24 protein-coding genes and 1 pseudogene are annotated in these 26,479 nt (G+C 69.3%); 1 reads left to right on the top strand and 24 read right to left on the bottom strand.

Going from position 1 to position 26,479, the window contains the following annotated elements; genetic code table 11:
- From IEY60_RS35340 to eccB, 10 genes are all read right to left on the bottom strand, one after another.
- Positions 1 to 5,456 (bottom strand): WXG100-like domain-containing protein (locus tag IEY60_RS35340; RefSeq protein WP_189034918.1); only part of this gene is annotated, 5,456 nt, incomplete at its 3' end.
- On the bottom strand, positions 5,457 to 6,647 hold the full coding sequence (locus IEY60_RS35335) for a hypothetical protein (protein ID WP_189034917.1): 1,191 nt from the start codon (positions 6,645 to 6,647) through the stop codon (positions 5,457 to 5,459).
- Between the two features lie 120 nt (positions 6,648 to 6,767).
- Positions 6,768 to 8,159: a sensor histidine kinase gene (locus IEY60_RS35330; RefSeq protein ID WP_189034916.1), complete on the bottom strand. Its 1,392-nt coding sequence runs from the start codon at positions 8,157 to 8,159 to the stop codon at positions 6,768 to 6,770.
- Between the two features lie 9 nt (positions 8,160 to 8,168).
- Complete coding sequence (locus IEY60_RS35325) at positions 8,169 to 8,828, bottom strand: response regulator transcription factor (protein ID WP_189034915.1); 660 nt, start codon at positions 8,826 to 8,828, stop codon at positions 8,169 to 8,171.
- Between the two features lie 85 nt (positions 8,829 to 8,913).
- A complete protein-coding gene (locus IEY60_RS35320; protein WP_189034914.1) occupies positions 8,914 to 9,255 on the bottom strand; it encodes a hypothetical protein in 342 nt (113 codons plus the stop codon).
- 160 nt (positions 9,256 to 9,415) lie between these two features.
- Positions 9,416 to 11,002: an MFS transporter gene (locus IEY60_RS35315; RefSeq protein ID WP_229740411.1), complete on the bottom strand. Its 1,587-nt coding sequence runs from the start codon at positions 11,000 to 11,002 to the stop codon at positions 9,416 to 9,418.
- 135 nt (positions 11,003 to 11,137) lie between these two features.
- Positions 11,138 to 11,494 carry a YbaB/EbfC family nucleoid-associated protein gene (locus tag IEY60_RS35310; RefSeq protein WP_189034912.1) on the bottom strand — a complete coding sequence of 119 codons (357 nt, stop codon included), beginning with the start codon at positions 11,492 to 11,494 and terminating at the stop codon, positions 11,138 to 11,140.
- Between the two features lie 27 nt (positions 11,495 to 11,521).
- Positions 11,522 to 11,986, bottom strand: a complete 465-nt coding sequence (locus tag IEY60_RS35305; RefSeq protein ID WP_189034911.1) for a hypothetical protein — start codon at positions 11,984 to 11,986, stop codon at positions 11,522 to 11,524.
- Complete coding sequence (locus tag IEY60_RS35300) at positions 11,983 to 13,050, bottom strand: hypothetical protein (protein ID WP_189034910.1); 1,068 nt, start codon at positions 13,048 to 13,050, stop codon at positions 11,983 to 11,985. The genes IEY60_RS35305 and IEY60_RS35300 overlap by 4 nt, the downstream gene beginning before the upstream one ends.
- A 33-nt stretch (positions 13,051 to 13,083) precedes the next feature.
- A complete protein-coding gene (gene eccB / locus IEY60_RS35295) occupies positions 13,084 to 14,487 on the bottom strand; it encodes a type VII secretion protein EccB (protein WP_189034909.1) in 1,404 nt (467 codons plus the stop codon).
- An 81-nt stretch (positions 14,488 to 14,568) separates the two neighbouring features.
- On the opposite strand from eccB, the gene eccE reads away from it, so the two are divergent.
- Positions 14,569 to 16,305: a type VII secretion protein EccE gene (eccE, locus tag IEY60_RS35290; RefSeq protein ID WP_189034908.1), complete on the top strand. Its 1,737-nt coding sequence runs from the start codon at positions 14,569 to 14,571 to the stop codon at positions 16,303 to 16,305.
- A gap of 51 nt (positions 16,306 to 16,356) precedes the next feature.
- Here eccE and IEY60_RS35285 read toward each other — a convergent pair whose 3' ends face one another.
- The 14 genes and pseudogenes from IEY60_RS35285 to IEY60_RS35220 form a co-directional block, all read right to left on the bottom strand.
- A complete protein-coding gene (locus IEY60_RS35285) occupies positions 16,357 to 16,641 on the bottom strand; it encodes a WXG100 family type VII secretion target (RefSeq protein ID WP_054811313.1) in 285 nt (94 codons plus the stop codon).
- 24 nt (positions 16,642 to 16,665) lie between these two features.
- Complete coding sequence (locus IEY60_RS35280; RefSeq protein WP_189034907.1) at positions 16,666 to 16,983, bottom strand: WXG100 family type VII secretion target; 318 nt, start codon at positions 16,981 to 16,983, stop codon at positions 16,666 to 16,668.
- A 71-nt stretch (positions 16,984 to 17,054) separates the two neighbouring features.
- Positions 17,055 to 17,840, bottom strand: a complete 786-nt coding sequence (locus IEY60_RS35275; RefSeq protein WP_189034906.1) for an ESX secretion-associated protein EspG — start codon at positions 17,838 to 17,840, stop codon at positions 17,055 to 17,057.
- 43 nt (positions 17,841 to 17,883) lie between these two features.
- The gene (locus tag IEY60_RS35270) at positions 17,884 to 18,900 is read right to left on the bottom strand and encodes a PPE domain-containing protein (RefSeq protein ID WP_189034905.1); all 1,017 of its coding nucleotides are present in this window, start codon (positions 18,898 to 18,900) and stop codon (positions 17,884 to 17,886) included.
- Positions 18,901 to 18,904: 4 nt separating this feature from the next.
- Positions 18,905 to 19,210 carry a PE domain-containing protein gene (locus tag IEY60_RS35265; protein WP_189034904.1) on the bottom strand — a complete coding sequence of 102 codons (306 nt, stop codon included), beginning with the start codon at positions 19,208 to 19,210 and terminating at the stop codon, positions 18,905 to 18,907.
- Positions 19,211 to 19,225: 15 nt separating this feature from the next.
- A complete protein-coding gene (locus IEY60_RS36325) occupies positions 19,226 to 20,575 on the bottom strand; it encodes a hypothetical protein (protein ID WP_189034903.1) in 1,350 nt (449 codons plus the stop codon).
- Positions 20,572 to 20,892: a type VII secretion target gene (locus tag IEY60_RS35255; protein WP_189034902.1), complete on the bottom strand. Its 321-nt coding sequence runs from the start codon at positions 20,890 to 20,892 to the stop codon at positions 20,572 to 20,574. Before IEY60_RS35255 ends, IEY60_RS36325 begins: the two co-directional genes overlap by 4 nt.
- Positions 20,893 to 20,995: 103 nt before the next feature.
- The gene (locus IEY60_RS35250) at positions 20,996 to 21,310 is read right to left on the bottom strand and encodes a YbaB/EbfC family nucleoid-associated protein (protein ID WP_189034901.1); all 315 of its coding nucleotides are present in this window, start codon (positions 21,308 to 21,310) and stop codon (positions 20,996 to 20,998) included.
- Complete coding sequence (locus IEY60_RS35245) at positions 21,307 to 21,762, bottom strand: hypothetical protein (protein ID WP_229740410.1); 456 nt, start codon at positions 21,760 to 21,762, stop codon at positions 21,307 to 21,309. The genes IEY60_RS35250 and IEY60_RS35245 overlap by 4 nt, the downstream gene beginning before the upstream one ends.
- On the bottom strand, positions 21,755 to 22,534 hold the full coding sequence (locus IEY60_RS35240) for an ESX secretion-associated protein EspG (RefSeq protein WP_189034898.1): 780 nt from the start codon (positions 22,532 to 22,534) through the stop codon (positions 21,755 to 21,757). The genes IEY60_RS35245 and IEY60_RS35240 overlap by 8 nt, the downstream gene beginning before the upstream one ends.
- Complete coding sequence (locus IEY60_RS35235) at positions 22,531 to 24,183, bottom strand: hypothetical protein (RefSeq protein ID WP_189034896.1); 1,653 nt, start codon at positions 24,181 to 24,183, stop codon at positions 22,531 to 22,533. Before IEY60_RS35235 ends, IEY60_RS35240 begins: the two co-directional genes overlap by 4 nt.
- Before the next feature lie 12 nt (positions 24,184 to 24,195).
- Positions 24,196 to 24,906 carry a YbaB/EbfC family nucleoid-associated protein gene (locus IEY60_RS35230; protein WP_189034895.1) on the bottom strand — a complete coding sequence of 237 codons (711 nt, stop codon included), beginning with the start codon at positions 24,904 to 24,906 and terminating at the stop codon, positions 24,196 to 24,198.
- A gap of 51 nt (positions 24,907 to 24,957) precedes the next feature.
- Positions 24,958 to 25,779, bottom strand: coding sequence for an ESX secretion-associated protein EspG (locus IEY60_RS35225; protein ID WP_189034894.1), 822 nt, complete (start codon positions 25,777 to 25,779; stop codon positions 24,958 to 24,960).
- Positions 25,779 to 26,479, bottom strand: a pseudogene (locus IEY60_RS35220) (hypothetical protein); the annotation flags it as partial. The gene IEY60_RS35225 and the pseudogene IEY60_RS35220, both read right to left, overlap by 1 nt.

Raw genomic sequence — 26,479 nt, 5'->3', positions numbered from 1 at the left:
GCCGCCGCGGCGGCATCGCTGGCGTCGCGGGCCGCGTCGCGCGCGGCTTCGGCAGCGGCGACAGCGGCGCGGGTGCTACCGCCGGCCCGCTCGGCAGGTGGGGCGCGGTCGGCGGCGTCGGTGACCGCGAGGGCGGCGCGGGCGGCCTCGTAGTCCGCGTTCGCGGCCTCGAACCGGGCCGTGGCGGTCGTCGACTCGGCGAGGAGGTGCTGGTGTTCGGTATCGGCGGTGTCGCGGGCGGTCACCGCCGCGTCGTGTGCGGCGACGGCGGCGTCGAGGTCCGCGGCCGACTTGGTGTGGGTGGCCACGGCGGCATGGTGGTCGGCGACCGCGTCGCGATACTGGATCACCGAGATCTGGTGATCGGGCGAGTGCGCGAACAGCTCGTCGTCGGCGGCCATGTAGTACCGGGCGCTGCCTTGCTGACCGTTGCGCGCGGCGCGGCTCTCGGCCTGGATGTCGATGTCGCGGAGATCGGATTTGCTGGTCACCAGCACGTGCAGACCGCCGGCCTTGTCGATCAGCTTGTCAATGAAGATGTCGACGCCACGACCACCCTGCCGGTTGATCAGCAACACCGACCCCGACTGTCCCGCGACGTCGAGCAGCTTCAACAGATTGCCTTCGGCATGCTCACCCCACGCCAGGAACTGGTCGGCGTCGACCCGCACATGTTTCACGGTGGGCCCCAACAGGTCCGACACCGCGGCGACCTCGCTGTTGCGGTTGGCGATCATCAGGATCGGTCGCGGATCGGGGCGGTCGCGATGGGCGGCGATGATCTCGTCGGCGATCATGCGATGCTTCGTCGGCTGGTCCACCGCCGCCACCGTGTCCAGGATCGTCAGGCGCGAATCCTTGTTCCGCGGAATCGACACGATCTCGGGTGCGCCGAGCTGAGCGAGCACCGCCGCCGCACCGTCCGGTGTGCCCGACGCGCCGGTCACCTTGTCGTAGTACTGCGCGAAGAACTCCTTCGCGGTCATGCTCTGCGCCGAACCCGTGTCGCTGCGGACCGGCAGACCGTGCTTGGCTTCGATCGCCTGCGCCAGCCCACCGTTCCACCGGCTCTCGGTCGAGGTCTTCGCATCGGCCATCACCTTGTGGCTGACCTTGTCGATGATCACCACCCGCTGGTTCTTCTCATCGATGATGTAGGAGTCCTGTTCGGGGTACTCCCAGCGCGCGGTCGCGGCCATCTCCACCGCCCGCACCTGCTCGGCGAGCTGCTGCGGATCGAGCCCTTTCGGCCCGCGGGGTCCGCCCGCCCGCAACAACTCCTCGACAACCTTGACACCCTCGGGCGTCAGCTTCGCCGGACCGACCCGCTCATCGGTCTTGCCGAAATGCTCGAGGGTCAGTGTCCCGTCCGCCAGATGCTTGGACAGGAACTTTTGCGCGTCGTTGACCGTCGTGGTCACGTGCTCGGACGCGACTCCGCCACGGTCGGCGAGAATGAACGAGCTCGAACCGCCCAGCGCTTCATCGATCTCGTCGATCAACGCGCGCTTGCCCGGCACCTCGATCCCCCGCATCCGGCCGAAAACGCCGTCGCTGACGGTGCCGACATAGATGGTCGGCTTCGGCGGTGCGGCCGGGTCGAGATCGGGGGTGAGACCCTCGGGAAGACTGTCCGACCGCAACCGGCCGATCTCGAAACCGTATTTCTTCAACGTCTTCGAGAAATCGGCGAATGCCTTGTCCGCCAGCGTATCCCGCGTGGTGTAGACGTGCACCGGACCGTCGCCCGAGGACGCCATCAGCATGGCTGTCGCCATGAACACCAGCGACTTGCCCTCGCCGGCGGCCATCCGGATCGGCCCGGCGTGCATGGCCATCGTGCCCATCACCTGGGTCTGGTAGGCGGTCTTGCCGTCCTCGCGCAGGATCAGCTCCACCGCGGCGCCCACCGCCCTGCGGTAGTCCTCGGCCCTGGCCGGATCGTCGTGGTGGGCCGCCCCCTTCAGCAGCTCGGTGAGGTCTTCGGTCGTCCGCTCGGACCACTCGTCCGCCTGCCTGCGGTGCTGGTCGAGGATCTCGCGGGCCTGGTCCTCGAAGTGCTTGGCCGTGGCCGCCGGATCCTTCGGCGGGACGGGAGCCGAATCCGGCTCCGCCGACCCGTCCTCGCGCGGTGGTGGCACAGTGAGCAGATCGCGGTCGCGCCCCTCGCCGGACCCGTCCCGGCGTCCCGCCGCACCCAGCGCATCGTCGTCGTCGCCGTGGTCGGGCCGTGACGTCTTCTTCACCACGATGTCGGTGTCGGCGGGCACCGCGAATTCGGTCAACCGCGGATCGGACAGGACATCGCTGATATCGCCGGTGAAATCCTTCTCGACAACACCGTCGCCGTCGGCCGACAGCTGCCGCCACCGGCTGTTCTCGGTGGTCGTGCCGTCCCCGGCGCGCCAGATGTAGTGCGCGGTCGTCTTGTCGCCGAGCACCGCGACCTTGACATTCGCGATATCGGCGTCGGCCCAGTCGATCTTCGACAGCGTCTTCGGCTCATCGCCGAGGTCGGCGATGTCGTCCCATTTCACCCCACCCTCGAGCGGCCCCTCGGTGTCGTACTCCTTGTCGGTGCCCCCGGTGCTCTCCGCGCCCTCGGCATGCGACTTGTCCGACGGAGTCGGTTCGGCCGCATACCAATTCGCCTTGTCCTCGTCCGAGTACTTCCGGCCGCCACGGTCGAAGTGTTCGACGGTCTCGTAGAGGCCGAGATCGGTCAGCACCTTCCGCGTGCGCGCCGGTGCGATCTCGTAGGCGCCTGCCCAATCCAGGACCGCGGTCATCTTCCCCTTGACGAACTGCGCCTCGAACGCCGCGTAGACACCCGCATTGTGGAACGACTCGTGCTCCACAGCGCTGATGTACCAGTTCCCGTCGTGGTCGACGACCACCGTCCGCATCGTCTGCGCCTCGTTCTCGCCCCACCGCTTCAGCAGCGGACCGTAGCGCGGCATCGTCGTGGTGATGTCGCCGTCGTCACCGACCAGGTTCTCGACCGGCGTCACCTCCGGCGGTGTCGCGCCCTTCGGCTCCTCCGCCGAATCACCCGATCTCGTCGACGCGTCGGACTTCTTCCCGGCCGACGGTGCATCGTCGCCGTCGCCGACCTTCTTCCACGTCAGGTCCTCGCCCACCGTGAAACGGTGCGGGGCCCGTTCCTTCTCCGTGTACCAGTGCACATTCCGCGACAGCAGGTTCGGCTTGCCCGCCACCGGCTTCCCGTCGGCATCGCCGTCCTTCGCACCGGAGGGCTCCCACCCGTAGTGGTCGCGCACGGGCAGATCATTGCCCTGATGCGGCCGGTATACCTCGTGCGGCACGGCCGAGGACGGCCGGTTGCTCAGCCAATCCCGGAACTCCGTCAACGGCATGATCTGGTGGATGAACCCGCGCAGACCGGGCCAGACCGGCGCGGTCAGACTCGAATCGACCATCCGCCAGCGCTCCTCGGTCAGCGCCCGCCACAGCCCCGAACCTTCCGAACCCTGCGCCGTTTCGGTCACCTTGACACCGGCGACCGACCCGGCATCGGTCTTCTCGGGGACCGGCACCGTCTCCGACGCGGTCGACCGGACGGTGACATCGGAGTTGCCGCTCGCCACCGTCTTGGTGCTGCCCGTCCGATCGCTCCGCACGGATTCCGCGATCGACTTCGGCCGGTCCGGTGTCTTCGGCGCTTCTGGTGTCTTCGGTGTGTCCGGCGTATTCGCCACCGACCGCGTGACCGGCGATCCGTTCTCGGCGGAAACCTTGGTCGGTACCGGGGCGGTGTTGGTCTTGGTCTGCACCACCGAGCCGTCGGTACCGGAGAAAGCGGACGCGTTCGACCGCGCGACCGGGGACGACGAAGACGGCTGCGCATGACTGCCGACCGGCGACGAGGAGTTACTCGACGACGGGGACGACGGGGACGACGCCGACAGGTTGGCCACCGACGACGGCTTCGCGACCGGAGTACCACCGGACTGCCTGGTGTTGGACAGGCCGACGTCCGACCGCCCTGCGGCATTGGATTGCGCCGAGGAATGCGACGCCGCCAACGCACCGGGGGCCACATCGGAAACCTGTGCGGACTTCGGCGAGTTCACATTCTCGTTGATCGGTGACGCACCGGAACCATCCGTCGGCGTCGAGACATGCAGATTCCCCGTCTTGTCACCGTAATTCGACCCGGTGTCGAGAATCTGCATGTCACCGGAAGTCGATGTCGAGCTGTTCAGCGAAGACGTGTCCCGGAAACCGGTCCCATCGAGGTCATGGGTCGACATCGACGACGAATCACCCTCGCCGGCACCATGGACCTGAACCGACGACTGCTGGTCGTGCTGAACAGAGCCCGCGCCGTCGCCGGAGGAATGCACCGAGGCGTTCGACCCGCCACCGTCACCCGTGCGCCCGATCGACGACCCGTCCACCGACGGGGAGGGCACCCGCGAGTGCGGACCCTCCGGCGTCAACCCGGCGCGACTACCGCTGGGCGCCAGCGAGGGCGGCCCACCAGCCAGCGACCCAGCCGACAGCTTCGGGTTCACATCCATGTGCACGGAGACCTTCGGCGCACGCACGCCCCGCGCGCCACCGCTCAACCCGGCGCCGAAACCCGACGCGAACATGCGCGGGTCCAGCTCGAACGGTTGCCCGTAGATGATCTGATTGGACAGACCACCACCGATCATGCCGCCCACACCACCGGCACCACCGGCGACGAACCCGGTCGCGATCCGCTGCCACATCCCGTCGAACGCCGACCCGGTGAACTGCTTGCCCAGCTGCTTGAAAAGATCCCCGCCGATCTTGCCGAACAGCCCACCGAACGCGCCACCCATGAACCCGCCCAGGGCATACGCGCCGAACGACTGGGTATCGAAATTCTCGCGGTGGCCCGCCGCCATCTGCCCCGCTTGCAGCAGCGAGTTCAGCACCATCTGGATCAGCATGGCGCTGATCGCGCCCTTGAGCATCTCCCACAGCAGGACCTTGAGCCACTGGAAGATCAGCTTGTACAGGGCGATCTTCGCAGGCACCGTGACGGCCGTGACCGGATTCGACAGCGCCCAGGCGATCTCGATCACCAGTTGCAGCAAGCCGATGATGATCATCCACTTGTTTTCCTCGATCGCGCAGCCGACCTTGTCGCACGATTTCGAGATCTGCTTCATCGCCTCGGCGATCTTCTGCAGCGACACATCCTCGGACTCGTCGGTCAGGCTCTTCAAGGTCCGGGCCAGGGTCGAATTGTCGCTCTGCGACGAGTACGCCCCCAGGATGTCCTTGACGACCTCCTCGACATTCGCGACCACACCGGCCAGCCCGGAACCGGCCTCGTCCCACGCGTCGGCCAGCGCGAACATCCCGTTCTCGCTGCCCCGTGGCCACGCGCCACCGGCCACCCACGAGAGGAACTGGATTTCCTCGGGGAGCTTCAGATCCGATGCCGATACGCCGGACATCTACTGCCGCTCGCTGTTTCGCCACCCGGCGCGGGTCCACGGACCGCCACCGGTGCTGTCGATATCGATTTCCTCCGCCGCAGGCGTGTCCTTACGCCGCTCACGCCGCTTGTCCTTGGTGTCGCCGGTCGACGCACCGCCCGGCACGCCGGATCCGCCGCCCGGCACGCCCGGCATCATCGGAGTGCCCGCGATGCCGGCGCGGCTCTGGTTCGCGCCCTGGGTGGACTTGTTCGCCAGCTTCTCCCCGTCGAACGCGCCGGTCGGCCGCAGCAGCGGGTTACCCAGCGGCGCACCGCCCTTGCCCGGCGTACCGCCGATCGGCAGCCCGGACTTGTCCACAGGCTTGCCGGTCACCGGGTCGATCGCCTTGCTGTCGTACGGGCTGAGGCCCGGCCCGTACGTGCCGGGACCGAACAGGGAGTTCGGGTCCGTCGAGGGGTCGATGGCCTTGTTCGAGATGCCGTCCAGCTCGGAGGTGAACGGCGAGTCGGTGCTGCTGCTGGACAGATTCGCGAACGGCGGCTTGTCGCTCGGGCTCGACTCCGGACCGCTGGGGTTCATGCCGCCGAGATCGGGTGTCGCCCCGTTTCCGCTGAGGCCGGAGCTACCGATATCGGGGCCGTTGCCGCCGTTCGACTTGATCTGCGGGCCACCGCCACCGTTGTTCCCGTCGCCGTTCGGTCCGTTGCCGTCCTTGTCCTGGTTTCCGCCGGGCGGGGGGACCTGGTTCTTCTTGTTGCTCGGATGGTTCGGGTCGGAGCTGAGCGGACCGGTATACGGCCCAGGGTCGCCCTTGGCGTCCTCGTTGACGTAGTTCTTCAGAATCCAGTCGGCGAACAGGTCCTCACCGGCGGAGAACCGCTTGCCCGCTTCCTCGAGGCTGCGGCCGTAGTTGATCAGCAGCTGCCCGTAGATCGGTATCGCGCCCTGGGCGTCGGGCCCGGTGCCGGCATTGCCGATCAGCCCTTCCTTCGCGGTCAGGTAGCCGTCTTTGCCTTCGGCGAACTGGTCACCCAGTTCGTCGTCGCCCCACGGTGTTCCGAGGCGGGCGAGGTCGCCGCTGAGTTTGTTCAGGATGTCGAACAGCCCGCCGTCGGCGCTGGGCAGGTCGGCGAGCTGTTTGCCCTTGGCGATCAGCACCTCGGCGTCGACCTCAACCTTGCGGTTGTTCGACTTCGATTCGCCCATCACCAACCCTCGCTCACTGTCCCGGCGGACCCGAAAGCCCGTGCTGCACGCCGCATATCGTCACGCGGGAAGACGCGGGTGGAGCGCCGGGACGGGAGAGTTCACCGCCCGTTCAGCAGTTCACCGAGATGTCATGTCGGCCGGATCGACGATCGCGGGCAGGGTCACCGTCACCACCAGCCCGTGCGGGTCGGCCGATTCGACGAACATCAGTCCGTCGTACTGCGCCGCCAAGGTGGCCGCGATCGGCAAGCCGAGCCCCGACCCGCCCGCCGCGGCCCGCGCGCCGCGGAAGAATCGCGTGGTGATCAGGTCGAGCTCGTCGGCCGACACCCCGACACCGGTATCGGCCACCGAGATCACCACCGACTCCGATTCCCGGTCGACGGTCACGGTCGTGCGGCTGCCCGCCCCGGCGTAGCGAGCCGAATTGCTCAGCGCCACATCGAGAATCTGGGCGAGCACATTCGCGGGCATACTCGTGTGCGCGGTGTCGACGAGCGGCTCGCAGGTCAGGACGATATCCGCGCGCAGGTAGGCGTCGCGCCAGAACCCGACGCGCTCGGCCACCGCGGCGACCGCGTCGAAACCGGCGGCGGCCGCGACCTGCTTGCGCTCGGCGCCGACCGCGGAGGACAGCAGACCGTCGAGCAACTCGGTCAGCCGGTCCACCTCACTGACCACACTGACGAAGGTCGCCGCGGCCAGGTCGGCGGCCAGCATCGGCTGCAGCGCCTGCAACCGAACCGCCAGCGCCGCCAGCGGATTGCGCAGGGAATGCGCGGTGTCGATGACGTTCTGCCGCTCGGAGGAGGCCAGCGCGGCCACCGCACGCGTCACCGATTCGACACCGGCCGCCAGCATCAGGATCTCGGGCGGGCCCTCGCTCATCGCCGCGGGCCGCCGCGGTGGCACGCTGTGCGCGGGCAGGGTCGACGACAACGCGTCGACATCGCGCAACAGCCCGGTCACCGGGCGCAGAATCCAGCCGGCCACCAGCAGCGCCAGCCCGGAGAAGATCAGCAGGGCGGTCGCGGTGACACAGGCCAGCTGCACCCACCTGACCACGATGTCGGTGCGAGTCACCGCGGTGGACACGGCGATCACCACCACACCACCCGCCTGCGGCGCGATGCCGATGGGCTGCGCGACGAACACCTCCTCGGTGTTCCACGGATACAGCGGTCGCGGCATCTCGAGCAGGTGACGATCGCGGGTCGCGGCGAGCACCCGCGCGTCGGTGCGGTCGATATCGACTTCGCACAGCACCGAACCGTCCGCGGCGAGAACGAGGATGCCGTTGTTGGTGCTGTCGCGGTAGGCCTGGGCGGCGTCGGTCAGACCCGCCGGTGACGTCGCCGCGAGCACGCCGAACCGGTTCGCGTCGTGCGCGCGCTCCACCACCAGTCCCCTGGTGCGGCTCGCGGCGAGTTCGCTGGCGATCACGGCGCCGAAGCAGACCATGCAGATCGCCGCCAGCACGGTGAACGCGGTGACCAATCGAGCGCGCACTGCGCCTGCTCAGCGCGACCAGCGATAGCCGAAGCCGTGGATCGTGGTGATCAGTCCCGGCCGGTTCAACTTCGCGCGGAGCGCACCCATGTGCACATCGAGCGAACGGGAGATCGATGGCGTCTTCGCGCCCCACACCTCGACCATGATGGTGTCCCTGCCCACCGCGACGCCGACCCGCTCGGCCAGCACACGGGCGACGGCGAATTCCTTCTGCGTCAACGCGATCGGTGTGTTCGCGACGGCGACCGTCCGCGCCATCAGGTCGACCTGGACGTCGCCGGAGACGATGACCGTCGGGGCCGTCTCGGTGGCGCGGCTGCGCCGCACGACGGTTTCCAGGCGCGCGGCCAGCTCACCGACGCGTGGGGGTTTGACCACATAGTCGTCCGCGCCGGCGCGCAGGCAGGAGACGACGGCGACCTCGTCGTCCTGGGCGGTGAGGACGATGACCGGGACCGCACTGACCTTGCGTAACTGGCGCAGCACGAGATAGCCGTTGAGGTCGGGCAGGCCGAGATCGAGGACCACCGCGTCGTACTCGGTGTGTGAGGTCAGCAGATCGAGACCGAGGGAAAGGTGCTCTACCGTGCCGAAACCGTGTTCGCGCAAGCCGTCGACCACGGCCCGTGCCATCCCGGCATCGTCCTCCACCACCACCACACGCATCACCCCGGTCCTTTCCAAAGCCCATGGAGCAATCCGACCGACGGGTGAGATTACCCCAAGCGAGGGAACAACACTGGCGTGCAGATCACGCGGTGGCCTTGGTCACAGCGGGGACGTGCGCGCCGACCGGCGACGACCCGACGACGACCGGTGGATATCCGGCCAGCCGCGGGGCAGGCGGCAGGCTGGGGAACCGCTTGCGCAGGCAACCCAGCTGACGGTAGATCCCGCGTAGCTCATCGTGGAGCAGGCCGAGTTCCTCGTGCACCCGCTCGGCCTCTTCGATGAGGTAGGCGCGAAACACCTTGCCCTGTTCGAGCTGCGCCCGCTCGGCGCGCGAGCGCGCCAGCACTTCCTCGGCCGAGGTGCGGGACGCGGCGGCCCGGCGTCCTGAGCCGCCACGGGAGCTGGGTTCGACAGTGCTCATGGTATATCCCGCCTTCCGATGAATTCTGCAGACAATTTATTCGCAGCATTCAGAATTCGTCAATTCAGGCGCCGAAATTTTGCAGCTAATCTGATTTCAGATGGAATTCGAAAGGAATCTTTAGAACCTTTTGAGATGTTGTCAGTTTCATGGGAAACAGCTACTGGAGTGATTCCGGCTTGGACTTGCGATTCAGCGCGACCGCCACGAGCATGACCACCATCACCGCGGCGACCACGCCGATCGTGGCCAGCAGCCCGCCCCGGTATCCGGCGACGAACGCGTTGCGCAGCGCGATGGCCAGCGGAACGCCGAGCCGATCGTCGGCCATGCTCACCGCGCGCACCCCGTCACCCACCGGGTCGTGGCCGACGTCCACGCCGCCGACGGCCCGCACCGCGGCGGGGACGACGAAGTTCGCCGCGTACCCGTGCGCGACGAGCCCGTTGACGATCGCGACGCCCCACAGCCCGCACAGCTGCACCAGCACCAGCTTCGCCGCCCAGCGCACGCCCGTGCGCCGCGTCGGGTTCGCGGCGCTGAGCACCTCCAGCGCGATACCGAGCACCAGCGCGCAGCCCAGGCTCGTCACCGTCGCCATGGCGACGAGCGGGGTCAGGTCACCCGGTTCGCCCGCGGTCAATCCGATGGCGAGCCCGTCCATGATCGCGGTGGATCCGATGATCACCGCGGCCACCGCGCAGCCACTGCGATAGAAGGCCGCACCGATTTTCGCGCCGACGGCGGTGGCCAGGCAGGTGGGCAGAAACAGCGCAAGGCCCGCGACCACGGGGACCTCACCCCCGAGCACCTGCAGATACTGGATGACCAGGAACACCATGCCGAACATCGACAGGACGGCGCACCCGAGTGCGAGCATCACCAGCCGCACCCGCGGTGCGGCGCTGACCAGCCAGTCGTGCGGCAGCGAGCCGCCGCGCCGGATGAGTGCCGCCACCATCGCGAGCGCCCCGCCGAGCACCATCGCCGCGAGGAACAGCGGCGAGGTGAAGCCCACGGTGACGGCCTGATGCAGGCCGAGCGCCAGCAACCCGCCCGAGCCGAACATGGCGAGGATCGCGGGCCAATCGATCGGGCTCGCCGGGTCGACCGCGACGGCGGGGACGGCGGTGAGAACCCCGACCAGCACGATCAGGTTCGCGATCATCACCGCGACAAGCACATTCGGCCACCACACCTGGTTCAGGATCACCGCGGTGACGAGCATCGCGACCATCACTCCCGCCGTGGAACAGGCCGCCCACGCCGTCACGGCCCGCGCCCGGCGGCTGCCGTCGCCGTAGACGAGCACGACCATCGCCAGCGATGCGGGCAGAATGGCCGCGGCCCCAACGCCCATGGTGGTGCGCGCGACAAGCAGGGCGATCGGGATGCTCGGAAAGCACACATGCAGCGCCACGCCGACGAGATAGATCAGATAGCCACCGACCATCACCCGCTTGGCGCCCAGCCGGTCGGCGAGCGCACCGCCGCCGAGCAACAACGCGACATAGGCCACCACGTGCGCCGTCGGCAGCCACATCGAAATCGTCAGGTCGGGTCGATGTCCCAGCTGCCGCAGCAGCGTTTGCACGGCGATACTCTGCATCGCGGTGTCCTCGGTGATCATGAACGCGACGGCGCACAACGTCAGCAAGACGAGGCGGCGGCGCCAGACACCGAGGGGCATCGGCTCGGCGCACGCTCCCGTCTCGGCTGCGTGCACGCGGGTGTTCTCCAGTACCATCGGCTGCCTCTCCGGTCCGGCTCGGGTCGTGTCGGGCCTCGCCGCGCCGTGGCCCGGTGTGTCAGAAGCCGTCGACAATCCCGGAATTGTACGGATTGGGCAGTTCACCCGGTAACCGAGCGCGACCCGGCCTGGTCAGCGCAGGAGGTCGCGCAGCGAGCCGACCAGGTCGCGCAGGTCGTCGAGCTGCGGCGGCGGCCCGGTGTCGGCCGCGACGGCGCCCATGAGTTCGCTGGTTCGCGCGGCGATCTCGCGCACGGCCTGCCGCGATGCCTCGGTGACGGCCTCGGCGATCTCGTCATAGCTCAGTTGCTCGATCCCGGCACCGAACTTGATCTCGATCGCGATCCCCTCGGCGTTCACCGTCACCCGCACCCGGTGCCGCTGTGCCCAGCCGGTGGCGACCAGCTGCGCGCATTCGGCCTGCACCCGCGTCAGTTCGGCGACGGTGGCCTGGAATTCGTTGACGGCGCCGGCGAAATTGTCATCCATCGGTGCTCCCTTCGGTACGGACGGTGCTCAGCGATCCAGGATCCGGCTCTGACCCGCACGGGTCTCCCCGGCCGTGCGCTCCGCCGGTGGCGTGAGCGGCGCCCGCGCCGGTTCGGGAAGCTGGGCGCGCAGCGCAGCCAGGTCCGGTGGCAGGTCGATCGGCGCCGACATGCCGGCGCGCATCGCCTCGATCGGGGCGAGCAGCGCGGTGTGCTTGCGCGCCACTGTCGCTGCCGCCGCCTGGGCGGCCTGCACGGTGGCGCGCGCGATCTGCCCGTAGCTGAGTTCGTCGATTCCCTCGGCGTACACGGTCTCGATGATGGCGCCGGTGGCATCGACCACGACGGTGATCCGGCCGTGTTCGACCGTCGCCGAGGCCGTGAGCGCCGCCTGGGTCGACCGCATGTCGGTCAGCTGTTCGAGCAGGCCGGACACGGCGCCGATCAGTTCGGTGGCCTCCCCCGCCAGACGCTGGTTCCCGGGCCGTGTCATGGCTGTGCCGCCGCGGCCAGCGCTGCGTCGAGCCCGTCGGATTCCACCTGCAACCCCGCGTATCTCGCGAGATAGTCGCGGACCTCGCTCGCCTCGGACCGGTCGTCGACATCGGGCAGGAGCACCAGGAACCGCGCCGGATTCGGATCGTCCTCGCCGACCAGTGCGATCAGCTGGCCGCCGCGCGTGCGCAGCACCAGCAGCGCGTTGTCGTCGTCGGGGACGATCTCGAATTCGGCCTTGACCGCCCACTCCAGATCGGAGATCACGATATCGACCCAGCCGACCGGCACGCTCGACCCCATCGACGGCCAGGTGCGCGGATCCACCGGGACGAGAGCGGGATCCGGCCACGGCCTGCGCCGGTCCAGTTCGGCGACCAGCCGGCCGAGGAAGTCCAGGATCTGGTCCTCGGTGAACTTGCCGGCGAGCTCGACCGCGGGCGCTGGCACCGCCTGTGCCGACACCGCCTGTGCCAGTGCGGGATAGAACTCCGCCACGGTCGCGAGGTAGCTGATCCGGTCGATCAGATCCGTCGCCGCGTCGGCGACGATCTCCGCGCTCGCCAGTTCCTCGACGTAGCCCATCGACGCGCAGAGCTGCCCGATCAGCGTTGGATCGGCATCGGAATCCGCTGTTGCACCGGCGGTTTCCGGATCGGCGAGGAACCCGCCCAGCGAGAACGGGCGGTCCACCGCCGCGAGTTCGGCGCCGCCGGGATAGCCGTCGCCGGTGTCCGGCCGGTACCGTAGATACAGCTCGACCTCGGCCGCGCTGAGCCCCGGCCGTTGCGCGTCGCCCGGCACACCCTCGACGTACCCGACCTCCCACGCCAGCACCGCCGCGATCTGGTCGGCCGAGAGCAGACCGGTCGGCATCGGCGCGTCGGCGGCCGCGAAACCGGCCTGTGCCGCCGCGGTACTCACCAGATCGACCACCAGGTCCGCCGGCGCTGTCCCACAGCGCCCGGTGTCGTCGAGGGTGCCGGGCCCGATGACCACACAGGCTCCGCCGACCGCGACGACCACCGAGTCGTCGGCGTATCCGCCCACTATCCGCGGCATCCGTTGTCCTCCTTCGTATTCCGCATGGTCGCGTTACTCGCCTGTGGTGACGATGTCCCTGGCTACCAGGGCCGAGGACCGGTCGAGCATCGGCCCGCCCGGCAGTTGGCTGACGATCTGCCACGGCGCCGGTTTCGGTTGCGCCAGGCCGAGCACGGCGGCCGTCGCGAGATCGGGGATGCCGAACCGCACCCCGGTATCGGTGACGTAGAACAGCGCGTCGCGCCGGGTGCTGTCCGGCTCGATCCCGGTCGCCTGGATGAACTCACCGGTCGATGCGGGCAGATAGGCCGCGCCCGCCCCCTGGCTCGCCACCAGCGGCATCGGTGCGGTACCCGCGGCCATCGGCAGTGCGCTGCCGAGCAGCACCTGCAGCCGGGCGGCCTGCTCACCGTTGCCGCGAGTCCAGGCGGCGCACACGATGGGGTCGGTCTCGGTGGAGACGATGGTCAGATCGTCGGCGGGGAAATGCTGGACCGGCAGCGTGTCGACGATCGGAATGCCGCGGATCGCATCGGGTGAGAACAGCGGAATGCTGGTGTGGCCCAGGGAGTTCGATGTGCGCAGCACCTGCGCGGTGAACGCCGAGATCCGCTGCAGGCCGTCCGCGAGCACCACATAGGAGCTCTGGCCGCCGACATCGTGCACGCGGATCACCGTGCCGATGGCGATCTCCCCGCCGCGAATCGCGCTCGGCAGTCCCACCTTCGGGATCTCCGGGACCGCGAGGTCAGGGACGGCCACCGTGGCATTGAGCAAGCCGGCGCCGATCGGCCGCGGCCGGATGGCGCGCAGCTGCGGCAGCGCCGACACGATCGCCTCGTTGCCCATGTCGACGCGCGCGTGCTTGCCGCCGTACACCAGGTACGGGATGCCGTCCCGCGCGGCAAGCACCGCCTCGTCGCGGCCGGCTACCCGCGTCCGTGGGCCGAGCCGGGCCGGGCCGGCCAGCACGGTGCTGTGCAGCCCGGCGCCCGCCTCCTCGCACAGCGTCCAGTCCGACCGGCCGCTGTCGGCCGAACCGGGCAGCGCCGAGGGTGCGCCCGGAATACCGAGCAGCGGCCCGCGCGGCATCGACGACAGCTTGGCGTCTTTCACCGAGGTGGGCGATTCACCGCTGCCGGTGATCAGCCGCGCCGAAGCGAGATTCAGGACCGGATGCAACCGTCCGTCCACGACCGCGTACAGGGCGCCGCTCCCGGAACCCATCACGATCTTGGCGTCACCCACCTGTCCCTGTGGGCGCAGAAAAGACAATATCGCGCAGCCCGCGACGACCAATACCGCGAGCACGATTCCGGTGATCATCGACCGAAATTGAATGCGCATGGGATCGTGCAGCATTCGCACGTCCCGGCGCACCATCGCGTGCGTGTAACGCTGCAGGAGGAATCGATATCCGTTCACCTGCGCGCGGGTAGTCAACTGGGCAGGCACCACAACTCCTTACGCAATTTCGGCTGGCGTGTGAGACGCTAGCGCACTGCGGGGGATTCATGCTGAACGGAAGCAGGCCGAGTGAATAGCGAACAAATTCCAGGAAATACGGCAACGGCGGCCGCGACGATTCCGGCGCCGAGTTCGGGCAGACGCACGCCCTTCGATCTGATGCCGCTGAACATCGTGTTGCCGTGTGCCGCGGCGGGTGCGGTGGCCGCTACCTCGACGATCGCGCTGGACGGCCCGCTGTGGGCGGCGGCGGGTGCGGGCGCCGCGGTGTCCGCGCTCGGCGCCGCCAGGGCGCGAAAGACGAACATCTGGCGAATCATCGGGCTGCGGACCGCATTGTGGTGGCGTAATCGCGAGGCGAATGCTAGGCCCGCGCATCCCGAACCGTTCGATGTGCCGTTGCCGGAATCCGATGGCCGCTGCTGCGGAATGCGCTGGGACGGCACGCATCTGATCACGATGCTCGCGCTCGAACCCACCGCGGTGCTGCCGACCCTGCTCGGCGCCGCCGAGGTCACCACCCACTCGACGGTGTCACTGGCCGATGTGGCGCGTTGCCTTGCCCAGTTCGACATCCGCCTGGCGGCCGTCGATGTCGTCTCCCTCGGCGCCCGCACCAGCGGCCCGGAGTCTGTCGTCGGGCTGTACACCAAGCTGCTCGGTCCACTCCCCGCGGCGGCGTCCCGCACGGTGTGGCTGGTGTTGCGGTTCGATCCGCTCGACAATCCGGGCGCCATCGACAACCGTGGCGGTGGCCAGGAAGGCATGATCCGCACCGCCCTGGTCGCCACCCGCCGGGTCGCGAGCAGGCTCACCTCGCGCAGCGTCCGGGTGCGGGTGCTCACCGCCGCGGAGCTGGCCGCGGCGCACTCGGCCACGCTGCACGACACCGACGCCGCGCAGTGGACCGAGGAGTGGCGTGCGGTGCGCGGCACCGACATCGCGCTGCACGGCTATGCCATCCCCCCGGCCCGCCTCGACTCCAGCGTGCTCTCCGGCATCTGGACGCTGCCTGGACGATCCGTCCTCACCACGCTGCGGCTCACCCCGGCACCGGAGTCGAACGCCCCTGGTCATCGCGGCACCGACGTGTCGCTGACCGCCCTTGTCCGCCACGACACCGCCGCCACCGAGACCGAACCGGGCACCGCGCCAACCGATCTCGGCCTGCGCTCGTTGCGCGGTGCCCAGCGGCGGCTGCTGCTCGACGGCGGAGATCTCGACCCCTCGGCCGCGCTGAGCGGCCCACCGGCGGCGATGGCGGCGTTCACGGTGCCGGTGGGGGCGTGCGGTCAGGTGATCGGAGCGACCACCGACGGCGCGGGCGTGGCCGTTCCCCTGTTCGGTCCCTCGGTCCGGCGGGTGGAGATCGTCGGATCGTTGCGGCTGACCCAGCTGATGGTGCTGCGGGCGATCGCGGTCGGCGCCACGGTGTTCGTGCACACTGCCCGGCCCGAGCAGTGGCAACGCCTCGTCGACAAGGTCGACAACCCGGCGACGATGGCTGTGGCCTCGGCGGCGGGCGCCCAGCACGCCGCGACCGCCACGATGATCATCTACGACGGCGTGACCTCGGCCGGGCAGGTCTCGGAGGCCACGGCGGTCCACGTCCGCGCACCGGAGGAGGTCGGGGCGCAGGTGCTCGACGCGGACGTCGTGCTGATCGACTCCCCCGACGCCCCCGGCTCGGTGGTGCTGCGCACCGCCGCCGAGGTCCTGACCGTCCGGTTGGTGTCCATTCCCGAGGAATTCGATCTCCTCGGGGCCACCGAACGGGAAGCGCGCGAGCTGGTGCCGACGGCATGAGAAAGGGACCCGTCGCCGGGTGGCGACGGGTCCCTGTCCGCTGTCGGGGAACTACCAGACGAAGTCGTCGGCGACGTGCTTGTCGGTTGCCTGCGCCGTGGCCAGCGCCGCCTTCACGTTCTCGATCCCCTTCCCGAGGATCCTGAGCAGGTCGTCCATATCGGTCATCAGGGTGTTGTGCTTCTGCTCGAAAGCCAGCGCCGCGTCGCCCTGCCAGCCGACCTTCAGCAGACTCTGCTTCGCGGTCTCGGCATTGTCACGTTCGGTCTGGATTGCGCTCTTGTAGGTGGTCAGATCGCCGATCAGGGCATTGACCTTCGCGTCATCGTACAACATGGTGGGACAGTCCTTTTCTAATTCTTAGACGTAGTTGAAGTTCAGTGTCGTAAATCCGCCCACGCTCTGGTCTTCGGCGGAGGCGACCTTCTTCTCACCGGTGTCGAGCGCCTGGGAAACAATGCCCAGATCCTTGTTCACCGCCAGGATCTCCGCCTGCAACTCATCGGCGAAGCGTTTGAATGCATCTTTGGCAGCGCCCTCCCAGCCGGTCTTCGCCGCTTCCACTGCCGCATTCAGATTGTCGACGGTCTTGTCGATCGGGGGAATTGTCGCGGCGTAATCGTTCGCGCATTTCTGGAATGTCGGGAAATCAAGGTGGACTTGTGGTGTTCCGGCCATGGGAGGTCCTCTCGGGAATGCGTGGATCGGTGAAACTGCCGGAGTGGTCACCCCGGACGATCAAGGGCTGGTCACGGCATCCAGCGGCCCTGGGGCAGGGCTTCGATCTGGGCGGCAACCACCTGGGCCAGCCTGCGGTCGCTGCCGGGGGCCAGGGTGGTCCAGGCCCGTCCGTCGGCGGCGATACTGCCGCCGGCGATGATGCGGCCCGCCGGGGTGTCGTACACCGCGGCGGCGGCGGGGGAACGAACGGCGATGCCGTCGGTGTGGGCGTAGCAGACCAGCTCGGCGAGCGAAGTCCATTGCCGCAGTGCAAGTCCCAGCGTGACCGCGGCCGGCTCCGGCATACCGAGCTGGTAGACCGCGGTCGCCGGGCTGGTGTCGGGGTCGTCGAGCCGTGCGCGCAACTCGGCGGTGGGAGCGCGGAAGGTCGCGATGTCGGCGGGTTGCGCCTGACCGAGCGCGTCGAGCAGCGGCCGGGCCAGCAGGTCGGGATCCTCGTCTCCCCACACCGGGCGGATCTCGAGTTCGTCGCCGCGCCGGATCGCGACGGCGTGGTCGAGCCCGCGCCGGACCAGGCACACCCGGTCCAGCGCGGTACCACGCCGAATCCGCAGTACCAGTTCGCGTTCTGGGCGGGCGAGGGTGAACAGCGCGGTCGCGAGCTCGTCGTCGCGGACATCGCCTGCGGCGTCGAGCACACCCCGTTCGCTCAGCTGCGCCAGCACAGCCGCGCGCGCCGCGGCGGCGGCCGTGTGGTCGAGGTGCGCCGACCGCAGCACGAGCACGGCGGGCAGGGTCTGCACACCGAGGGCTTCGGCGGCGACGAGCGTGCAGTCGCTGGTCATGACCGTCATCGCGGCCTCCTTTCCGGTCTCGTCGGTCGGCCGTCGCCGGTCCTCACGGCAGCGCCTGCGGTGCTGCGGGTTCCGCACGGTCGCGGGCCACCGCGCCCAATACCGCTGGCGCGGTGGGGAATCCGGCGTCGACGACGATCTGCCCACCGATGTCGCCGGTCTCGGCGGCAGCGGCGCGCGCACCCGGTTGCGGTGTGGCGGTGGCGGTCTGCGGCGCGGCAGGCGTCGCGACCGGTGGCGGTGCGGTGACCGTGGTCGCGGTCGCCGACACCGCAGCCGTCGCCGTGGGCGCGACGGGCGCCACGGTGGGGAGCGGGGTGAGCAACAGGGACTCACCGCCGACCACCACCGTCGGGGTCGGCGTGACGTCGAGCAGGGACAGATCGATCGTCGGCGCGGGCCCGCGCAGTACCTCGGTGGGCAGCTGCTCCGTCGCGGCCGGGCCGGCGACGTCGTGCGCACCGCCCTGACCGCGTGCCTGTTCGGCGAGCAGGTTGGCGCCCGCGGACACCGCGGGCGCCAGTTCCTGCTCCCACGGGACGGCCAGCTTCTCCCCTGCCGCTTCGTAGGTGCGCATCACCTGCGCCGCCTGGTGGTGCAGCGCATCGACCTGCTGTTCGGCCAGGTCGAGCAGCCCGGCCAGCGGTGCGCCGAGCAGCGCGCCGCTCAGCATCGTCTCCGCCGACCGCAAGGCCTGATCGACCTCACCGACCGGCGGCATGGCGACCTTGGCCAGCTCATAGGACACCGCCTGCTGGGCGGCCGTCGCGGCATTGTCGGTCGCCGCGGCGGTGATGGTGTCGAACCAGCTCGACAGCCCGGCCAGTTGCGCCAGGCCGTCTTCGCTGGAATCGGATCCCCAGGCACTGCCGACGACCGCCAGGATGGCGCGGAACTCGGTCCCCGCCGCGCCGAGCACGGCGGCGAGCTCGGTGTAGGCCAGCCCCGCCTCGGCCATCGGGCCCGCGCCGGGGCCCGTCGTCAGCTCCGGCGCCAAGGTCTCGGCGGGCACGGCATCCCATATCGCACCGGTGAATCCGGCCTGCGGCTGCTCGACCATGGCGCTACATCAGCGAGGTGAAGGAATCGACGGCGTCGTCGTCGGAGACGGCGGCGAGCGCGGCGTGGGCGCGCAGGTTGGCCGCGATCCGGCGCAGTTCATCGACGCCGCTGGCGTAGGACTCCTGGAACGATCCGCCGACCGTGCCGAGCGTCTGCGCGGTCTCCCGCGATACCGGATCCAGTGCTGCCGCAACGGGATAGAGCGCATCACCGCGCCGGTGCATGGTGGCCACCAAGCCGTCGGCGAGACTGTCCAGACGGCCTGCGGCCAGCCGGGCGATCTCACCGTCGTAGGAAATCTGACTCATCGAAATCTGCTCCTTCTACAAGCTGTACGGGTTTCCTGATCGCACGGCCGGCGTGTCGCCGATAACCGGAGCCGAGGTGTCGGCCCTGCTGTCGACCAGGTCATCGATGTGGCTCGCGTCCACGAGCGCGATGCCGTCGGCCGCCCGCGACCGCGATGCCGCGGTGATCGGCGCGCCCGCGCCGGGCAGCAGGGGCGGCATGACCTCCGCGGCGAATCTCGCGGACGATGCGGCGGCGACGGGGGCCGAAGCACCCGGCGACATCGCGACGGTCTCGGCCTGCCACCCGCTCAGCGGCGCGGCCGCGCTGTTGACCGGCGCACCGGCGGTCACCGGTGCGACCGGCGTGGCAGGCACCGGCGCGGGTGCCGGCCGATTCACCACCGGCGCCGCGGCCTCCGGTGCCGACGTGGCCGGGAGCGCCGCGACGACCTGCTTGCCCACCTGGTTCGCCGCGCTGATCAGCGGTTGCACCAGCTGCACCACCTGCTGGAGGACCTGCTGGCCGGAACCCGCCGAACTGGTCGCCGCGGTCGACACGGACTTCGACGGCAGTCCCGCGGTCGGCGCCACACCGGGGGTCTGCGCGACCATGCTCACCCCGGATGTCGCGCTCGTGGACAGCGGTTGCGACACCGTACTCAGGGTGCTCAGCTTCGGGGTGACCGGCTTGCGCACCGGCACCGGCGTGCCTGCTTCGGTCATCTGCCCGGAGTGCACCGCGAGTTGCGCCTTGGTCTGTACGGTGATGGCCGTCGCCTCGGCGCCCGCTTCGATCGCGGTGGCCAGCAGCGCCGCCTGCCCCGGCGGAGTCACCAGGGTGGGGCCCAGCGCGGCGGTGGTCATCGCGAATCGGGTTGCCACCGCGGCCATCTGGAGGTAGCCGGTGGCCACCGTGCCCGCCGCGCCCGCGGTGACACCGTTCATGGTGGTCGCCTGCCCGGCGATCGCGGTCGAGGTGGTCGCGGTGTCCACCGCGGCCGAGGTGGCCGCCTGACTGCCCGCACTCTGCATCGATTGCAGCAGCTGCAGGCCGGTGCTCGCCAGTTGCAGTGCGGTACTGATCGATTCGGTGACGCTCTGGAACACGGCCTGGGGATCGAGTCCGCCGTTGGCGCTCAGGTTGCCGTTGCCGAAACCACTGAAGAGGTCGGTGACCGGCTTCATCAGCGCCACCGGGTCGATCGGCGGCAGCGGCGGCAGGCCGGGCAAGGGTGGCAGGCCGGACAGCTGCGGCAGCTGCGGGATCCCGATCTGCGCCAGGATCTCCTCGGTCGGCCGGTTCAGCAACGGCGCGACGGGGGTGTCCCGGATCGCGTCGAGCACGCTGGGCGCCAGCGGCGCCGCCAGAGGTTCGACGGTCATCGCGATGTGCCGGCGGGCGGGGCGAACGACACCGCGCCGGCTTGGTCGGCCAGCTCGTAGGACTGTGCGGCGATGCGCGCGGTGGCGGCTGTTCCGGCGTAGTTGGTCACCAGCTCGCCCAGCGCGGCGAAGTGATTGGCCTGCGCATAGGCGAAGCTCAGCAGGAACTCCTGCCCGATCAGGCCGAAGACCGGGACGGCCGCGGATACGACGGCGGCCTGATCGACGGCGGCGACCGTGGCCACCGTCGCGGCCATTCCGTCGGAGATGGCGGCATAGTCGCGGAATGTCTGCGGCTGCACGTTGAGAACATTCATCTCGACACCCTCCTGGGGCTGATCTGCGGATGCGATATCTGGTGGTTCGCCCGGAAATCTAACGAGCGCCGCGCTTTTCGCAATCTCTGCGGAGTCGCGGGCACTACTGTTCACCTTGCTGTTGCTTGTTCACCCGACGGTTGAAGTCGGCGACCAGCTCCCCCCGCCTCGCCATCGCCCGCGCGACGGCGGCGGCCGCGGCGGTGACCACGGCCCTGTCGAATTCGGCGGGTGAGAGCCGTGCGACCTGCTCGGTCAGCCGCAGGTCGTGCAGGCGTCCTGCACCGTCGACTCCGACGGTGATCGCCCCGTCGTCGGTCCGGTGTTCGATGCGGATCGTCTCGATATCCGCGGCGAGGCGGCGCATCCGCTCCCACTGCGCGGTGACGGCCGCTTCCAGGGCGGCGAAATCGGTCACCAGGTGCCCCCGCCCTGATCCAGCCAGCTGCGCGGCTCGTAATCGTGTTCGGCCTCGTCGGCGAGTTCGGACTGCGCGAGCAGCTGCGCGGTTGGCAGGCCGAGCAGGCTCAGTGCCTGCTCGCCGAGCCCGAGGGTGGTCAGGTATTCGCGGCGCGCCACACCCGCCCGGTCGGTGGCCAGCCGGCACAGCCGCAGGATCTCGCCGGCGAGCTCGTCGGGATCGCGCCGCAGCTGCTGCGGGGTCACGACGATCTCGGTCGGCAACCCGGAATCCGTGGCGGTGACGACGATCTCGCCGCCGCGTAGCGACGCCACACCGGTGGTGAAGGTCTCGAAGACGGGTGCGTCCGGCTGCTCGGGGACGGCTTCCGGTGCGGGATCGGAGCCTTCGTAGACCGGGTTGTCGTGGATCGCCTCGGGGTGGGGGGCGGTTCGGGATGGGTCAGGCACGGCGCTCGTCCTCCAGGGTCTGTAGCACGGTGGTGATGTGGGTGGTGATCATGGCGGCGAGCCGGGGACGGTCGACGGCGGTCGCGACGGGGGGCGCGGTCGCGGTGACGGCGTAGCGGCCGTCGTTCACCAGATCGCGCCAGGTGATGCGGTAGCGGGTGATCCCGCGTGGTCCGAAAATCGAACTGCCCAAACGTATTTCGATGGCACCCGCGCCCTCGGCGGGCAGCTCGAGCCACTCGGCGCTGCGCCGATCGAGATCGGTGTAGCTCTCCTGGACCTGGGACCGGCCGTAGTAGTGGTCGGCGTCGTCACCGCCCGGCACGGTCACCAGCGGCGTATCGGCCAGCCCCCCGGCGCCACGGTCGGGCAGTGCGCCGACCACCGCACCGGCGAGCCGATCGGCGTGCCCGGAGGTGATCACGTAACCGCCGCTGTGCCAGTGGCTTTCGCCCGGCCACTGGCTGATCAGGGTGGCCACCGCGCCCTGTCGCGCGCCGATCACCCGGATCAGGCCGTCCGGGCTGGCGGGGCGCCGCGGGTCGAGGCCGTGCGCCGAGACCAACACGTCGGCGTGGGCGACACGTGTGAGCGCGTCGCGCAGGTCGCCGTCGTCGGCGCGCGCCGCCCTGGCCTCGGCGCGCAGCCGCGCCCATCCCTCGGCGTTCTCGCCGCGATACAGCGCGAACAGCGGTGCGGGCAGCTGATCGTGAAACATGGTGTCCCACAGGTCGATCAGCGCCACATCGGTGAGTTCCCAGCGGCGGCTCACCGATCGAGTACCGGCCGGATGCCGCGCCCGTGCTCGCCGAGCGCTTCGTCGAGGTGCTCGACCGAGTTCAGGTACTCAACCCGCCGCCGCTCGCGCTCCTCGTCCGACATCGACCGGCCGGGAGCACCGCCGAACGGCATACCGCCGGGCCCGCCGACCGGGCCCGCCCTGGTGATCACGCGCGGGTCCACCGGCGCGGTGGCGCGCGGGAACAGCTTGGCTTCCTGCGTGCCCAGCGGTGCGGTGAACACCGACCCCCGGCCACCGCCCACGCCCTTGCTGCTGATCCCGCCGACCGTATTCCCCAGCGGCACACCGGTAGTGGGGATGCTCGCGACGATCCCCGGCGTGTGCGAGGTCTCGGTGGACTGGTTCTGCGGCAGGTTGTCGAGCAGCGACAGATCCTCGCCGGTGATGCCCTGCGGCGTCGTCGCGTTCCATTCCGGGTCGGGCGACGACTCGGTCGGATCCTGGCCGTTGCCGCCATCGGTGTGGTCGTCACCGCCACCGCTGTGGTCGCCGTCGCCGCCACCACCGTCGAGATCGCCGCCGTCGAGGTCGCCACCGTCGTGGTCACCGGTGGAATCCTCGTTGCCGGAGTCGATGTCCGGCCCTTCACCGGTGTGGTCCTCGTCCACCGTGGACGGCTCACCCAGCGGAACTCCCGCCGGCTCGCCGGCCCGCAGGGCGGTGACCGTCACGGGATCGGGCGTGGGCAGCGTGACAATCCGGGTGGAGGTGTGGGTGTAGTTGGTCGTGAAATAGGTCTGGTAGTTCTGCTGGAAACGCAGCAGGTCGTTGGCGTTGGCCCTCTGCTGTTCCTCGGTGGTGGCCACGGGAGGTGTCGGCGTCGGAGGTAGCGCGTTCTGCCTGGTCTGCTGCAGCCAGCCCGAGGTGTAGAGCAAGGTATTGCCCAGCACACGCATGTCGCTGGTGAGCTGCTTCGATGTCTCGGTGTACTGGGTGGTCGACCCGATCGCGGCGTCCGCGCCCACCCCCTTCCACCAGTTCCCGGCCGCCGAGATCGTCGTGCGCAGGATGGTGAAGCTGGTGTCGAGACTGGTGGAGATCCACTGCCAGACACCGGCCGCGTCGGCGACCGCCTGCGGGTTGATCAGGTTGCAATACTCGTAGAGCTGTTCCCACGACAGCTGGGCGCCCAGTTCCGGAACGAGGAGATCATTGGGCTCGTCGTACTTGGTCACCGCATCGGGTTTCGGCGGATTCTCCGGGATGGTGCCTTTCGGCGGCCCGCCCTGCGGCAGCGTGCCTTCCGGGTGGAAGTTGATGTCCTCGAAGCTGTGCGTCGAGTTGTCCTCGGTGCGCTGATACTTCTTCCCCGCGGTGATGAAGGTATTGCCCATGTCGACCAAGATCTCGCGGTGCCGGTCGAGGCGCGTGCGCAATTCCGAGGCGAATTTGTGGCCGAAGACGAGTGCCAGATTGGCACCCGACGGCGAACCGGAGATGTAGGGACTGCCGGCGACCCCGTTGTGCATCATCCATTTCTGCATGCCGACAACGTCATCGAGCATGTCCTCGACGTGGCGAGCGCAGTCCTCGGCCGTGCCCGGCTCCAGCTCGAGGTATCCCTCGTCCGCCAGGCCGTGCAGACTCGCCCAGATCGTGCTGTCCGGGTCAGACGCCATCTTCTTCTCCGATCACCGCAGTTGGTCGCGTAGGCGTTCGAGACCGGCCAGCAGGATGTCCGGGCCGGGAAAGGCGGGCCGATCGTCGGCGACGGTCGGCGCGTAGAGTTCGGCGACCTTGCGCGCCACCGACGCCACCGCGACCCGCGCGGCATCGGTGATCGCCGCGGCGATCTCGTCGTAGTCGAGATCGCCGATGGCGCCGGAGAATTGGATATCGATGAGCACACCGTCGGCGTTCACCGAGGCGGTCACCCGGCGACCCTCGGCAGTGGCGGTCGCGTACAGCTCAGCGCGCCGCTGCTGCCGATCGGCCAGTGTGTCGTCGGCTGGGTGGCCGAGCGGTTCGCGCTCCGACGGTGGTGTCCGCAGGGCGGGCGGTGGCGGCGGGAGTTCCGGCTCCGGCGCGCCCGGCAGCCGGTCGACCAGATCCGACAGGGTCGGCAACTGCGCCCTGACCGATCGCTGCGGTGCGAGAACGTCATCGGCCTTGCCCCGGACCTCGTCGGCCGCCCGCTGCGCCGCCCGCACGACGCCACGGGCGATGCGGTGATAGTTGAGTTCGTCGATGTAGTCGCCGAACTCGACCTCCCGCACCGCGCCGGACGCATCCGTGACCACGGTGATCTGTCCCCGCTCCACGGTGGCGGTGGCCGTGACCGCGTCATGGACCGCCTTCGCCGCCACGAGGCGGGAGATGAGTCCATGAACGTCGTCGACCATCTGGGCCACTTCGGTTCTCAGTCGTTCGTTCGAATCGCGCACGATCGCCCCTCAGCTGTCGAACACACTGGCTCGCGCGACACCGCGGCGCGACTCGTCCTGCCGGACCAGGAGCAACTCGTCACAGTGACGATCGATCTGCGCCCGCAGACCTGCAGCGTCGGCCGCGACAGCGACGACGGGTTGTTCCATCCCGATCACGTACCGGCCGTCGCCCGGATGGTCTTCCCAGACAAGCCATTTCGTCATCTGCCCGCGGGGACCGAAGTCCGACTTGCCCTGGGTGATCTCGATCCGCCCGACGGTCGACTTCCGCGCCGCCTGCCACTGTCTGCTCCGGCTGTCGACGTCACCGTCGTCTTCGTCGTACAGGGTGCTGCGCGCGTGCCAGTGATCGGCGTCGGCGTCGGCGCCGGAGTTCAGCAGTTCCACGCGGGGCCGGCTGCCCGCGTCCATCGGCGGCAGCCGGTCCACGATCAGCCGGGTCAACGATGCCGCGTCGCACTCGGTGATCTCCACCGTGTCGTGCCGTTCCGGCGTGGTGTCGGAGAAGCCCTGGATCAGGACAGCACGATCACCGAAGCGCTTACCCGCCAACACAATACGCTTGGCGAGCCACTGTTCGGCCGAATAATCCAGGGCGGTGACGACCATCCGGAGGTCGGCGCCGAGCGACTTGACCAGGACATCGGCCAGTGCCGGATCCCAGGCGGCCTGCAGCTCGCCCCAGACTCGCGCCTTGGCGTATTGGAAGTCGTAGTAGCCGCCGGGAAGGTCGGACAGGTACATGATCGGCCAGTTGTTGCGTCGGCCGACCAGCCGATCCCGCAGGATCAGATATTCGAAGCCGGTCAGCCGCCAGGTGCGTTCCACTATCGGTTCTCCTCCACTGTCTCGCCTGCCTGCTCGGTCGCCACCGGCACGCCGGGAACTTCGGTGGTCGACCGCGCCATGGTGAAGTCCTGGAATACCTGCGGCTCGGCGCTGCCCGCCCGGCCGGGGAAGTCGATCCGCAGCTCGGGTCCGCCGCCGGGGAACAAGGCGAACGACACATCGACGGGTCCGGTCGCGCCCGGCGGGAACAGCTTCTCCTCGACCTCGTCCACCTGGCGTTCGAGCCGTTCGGAGGCCTCGGTCAGCGCCTGCTTCACCGTCATCGAGCCGTTCTCGACGGCCTTTGCCAGCGCTTGCAGTCCCGGTCCGAGTTGGGCAGCGAGCTGGTTGCCCAGCTGCACCAGGGCGGTGATTCCCGAGGAAACGAGTTGCAGGACTTCGGAGAACAGACTGAGCATGTCCGAACTCGACATCCCGCCGCCGGTCGCGCCACCAGTGCCGCCGGTGCCGTTCGAGCCACCGGGGTTGGTTCCCCCGGAGCCGCCGGTCGCGCCCTTGTTTCCACCGGCGCCTTCGCCGCCGGTCTTCGGGCTGCCCGAGTCGCCACCGGTGCCACCACCGGCCTTCTTGTCGTTGGGGTTTGCTCCCCCGCGGCCGGTTTCGGGTTGCTTGTCGCCACCGCCACCGCCACCGGGTTGCTTGTCGCCGTCCTTGTTGTTCTTGTTGTTGTTGTCGTTAC

Origin of the sequence: Nocardia rhizosphaerihabitans (assembly GCF_014646295.1) — a bacterium.
GTDB lineage: Bacteria > Actinomycetota > Actinomycetes > Mycobacteriales > Mycobacteriaceae > Nocardia > Nocardia rhizosphaerihabitans.
This window is presented reverse-complemented; position numbering and strand designations above follow the sequence as displayed.